This window comes from Curtobacterium sp. CFBP9011, from assembly GCF_034045095.1.
Classification (GTDB): domain Bacteria; phylum Actinomycetota; class Actinomycetes; order Actinomycetales; family Microbacteriaceae; genus Curtobacterium.
The window spans coordinates 1-2,873 of sequence record NZ_JAXCWN010000016.1 but is presented as its reverse complement, the minus strand read 5'-3'; the positions used below and the strand labels follow the sequence as shown (position 1 = coordinate 2,873).

Sequence of the window (2,873 nt, the reverse complement as noted above, 5' to 3'; positions counted from 1 at the left end):
AGGCTCCGACGGTTTGTAAGCAAACGGTTTCAGGTACTATTTCACTCCCCTCCCGGGGTACTTTTCACCTTTCCCTCACGGTACTTGTCCGCTATCGGTCATCTGGGAGTATTTAGGCTTATCAGGTGGTCCTGACAGATTCACACGGGATTTCTCGGGCCCCGTGCTACTTGGGATACACATCCGGCCATAACACCATTTCGTCTACGGGGCTGGCACCCACTACGGCCCGGCTTTCAAACCGGTTCGACTATGATGCGCTGTAACCGTCCCAGTCCGGCAGAACTGAGTGACGTGTCCCACAACCCCGACCATGCAACGCCCGCCGGCTATCACACATGATCGGTTTAGCCTCATCCGTTTTCGCTCGCCACTACTCACGGAATCACATGTTGTTTTCTCTTCCTGTGGGTACTGAGATGTTTCACTTCCCCACGTTCCCTCTACCCGCCCTATATATTCAGGCGGGAGTCACCAGGTCACAAAAGCGCCTGGCGGGGTTTCCCCATTCGGAAATCCTCGGCTCACAGCTCGATTATCAGCTCCCCGAGGCTTATCGCAGATTTCTACGTCCTTCTTCGGCTCCAGATGCCAAGGCATCCACCGTTTGCTCTTAGAAACTTGACCACAAAGATTAAAATTGCGATCCAACGCCACGACACACGCCAACCCGAAAGCCGACGATCATCGATGACGCGAATCTAAAGATGCTCGCGTCCACTGTGTAGTTCTCAACATACGATCGGCACCACACTCCCCCAGAAAAAACCCTCTGGCTTCATGTGGCCCAACGAAGGACCCTCAAGGCCCAACCCCCACCACGGATGAGCATCCATCACGGACACCACCCACAGCAGGAAGCCTGGTCCCTCAGGACCCAACAACGTGCACCAGCCAAGCCGCTCACCCCCGACCCGTTCCAACCCCCCAACACCGGCACAAGACCGACGACGGGGAACGTACTGAGACCGGAAGACGCGCTCCCGACTGCACTGTCAATGTTCCACCCATGAGCTACCCGTCGGACACGTTCGGTCCGAATCGGGCGCCTGGACCAGCCACCACTCACCATCACGGTGAACAGCACTGACCAGATGCTCCTTAGAAAGGAGGTGATCCAGCCGCACCTTCCGGTACGGCTACCTTGTTACGACTTAGTCCTAATCACCGATCCCACCTTCGACGGCTCCTTCCACAAGGGTTAGGCCACCGGCTTCGGGTGTTACCGACTTTCATGACTTGACGGGCGGTGTGTACAAGGCCCGGGAACGTATTCACCGCAGCGTTGCTGATCTGCGATTACTAGCGACTCCGACTTCATGAGGTCGAGTTGCAGACCTCAATCCGAACTGAGACCGGCTTTTTGGGATTCGCTCCACCTTACGGTATCGCAGCCCTTTGTACCGGCCATTGTAGCATGCGTGAAGCCCAAGACATAAGGGGCATGATGATTTGACGTCATCCCCACCTTCCTCCGAGTTGACCCCGGCAGTCTCCTATGAGTCCCCGGCATAACCCGCTGGCAACATAGAACGAGGGTTGCGCTCGTTGCGGGACTTAACCCAACATCTCACGACACGAGCTGACGACAACCATGCACCACCTGTACACCGACCACAAGGGGGCGACCATCTCTGGCCGTTTCCGGTGTATGTCAAGCCTTGGTAAGGTTCTTCGCGTTGCATCGAATTAATCCGCATGCTCCGCCGCTTGTGCGGGCCCCCGTCAATTCCTTTGAGTTTTAGCCTTGCGGCCGTACTCCCCAGGCGGGGCGCTTAATGCGTTAGCTACGACACAGAAACCGTGGAAAGGTCCCTACATCTAGCGCCCAACGTTTACGGCATGGACTACCAGGGTATCTAATCCTGTTCGCTCCCCATGCTTTCGCTCCTCAGCGTCAGTTACGGCCCAGAGATCTGCCTTCGCCATCGGTGTTCCTCCTGATATCTGCGCATTCCACCGCTACACCAGGAATTCCAATCTCCCCTACCGCACTCTAGTCTGCCCGTACCCACTGCAAGCCCGAGGTTGAGCCTCGGGATTTCACAGCAGACGCGACAAACCGCCTACGAGCTCTTTACGCCCAATAATTCCGGACAACGCTTGCACCCTACGTATTACCGCGGCTGCTGGCACGTAGTTAGCCGGTGCTTTTTCTGCAGGTACCGTCAAGAACCGAAGCTCCCTTCTTCCCTACTAAAAGAGGTTTACAACCCGAAGGCCGTCATCCCTCACGCGGCGTTGCTGCATCAGGCTTTCGCCCATTGTGCAATATTCCCCACTGCTGCCTCCCGTAGGAGTCTGGGCCGTGTCTCAGTCCCAGTGTGGCCGGTCACCCTCTCAGGCCGGCTACCCGTCGTCGCCTTGGTGAGCCATTACCTCACCAACAAGCTGATAGGCCGCGAGTCCATCCCCAACCAAAAAATCTTTCCACCACCAGGCCATGCGACCAGTGATCATATCCAGTATTAGACGTCGTTTCCAACGCTTATCCCAGAGTCAGGGGCAGGTTACTCACGTGTTACTCACCCGTTCGCCACTAATCACAGGAGCAAGCTCCTGATCATCGTTCGACTTGCATGTGTTAAGCACGCCGCCAGCGTTCGTCCTGAGCCAGGATCAAACTCTCCGTAAAAAATTACAACCAACACTAAAAGTGTCAGCGAGTTGATCTTGACTGTTGACTGTCTACTGACAATCTTCAATCCAAAAGGAATTGCTTCATGACCCGACCAACCCGAAGGCAGACCGGGCACGAGGTCAATAAAATTGGCATTGACAATGTGCACGCTGTTGAGTTCTCAAGGACCAGACGCACTCCCCACTCGACACCACGAAGATGCTCCGCCAGAGAGGCTGTCGTTCTCGAACCC

2 rRNA genes (1 of these 2 running past the window's edge) are annotated in these 2,873 nt (G+C 55.7%); both read right to left on the bottom strand.

Annotated features, from left to right (window positions below):
• Nucleotides 1-627, bottom strand: a 23S ribosomal RNA gene (locus SOM35_RS17340) (it extends 2,697 nt beyond the left edge of the window).
• A 478-nt stretch (nt 628-1,105) separates the two neighbouring features.
• Nucleotides 1,106-2,635: ribosomal RNA gene (locus SOM35_RS17335) — 16S ribosomal RNA — on the bottom strand.
• The 16S and 23S rRNA genes sit together here, the layout of an rRNA operon.
• Nucleotides 2,636-2,873 lie beyond the last annotated feature (238 nt).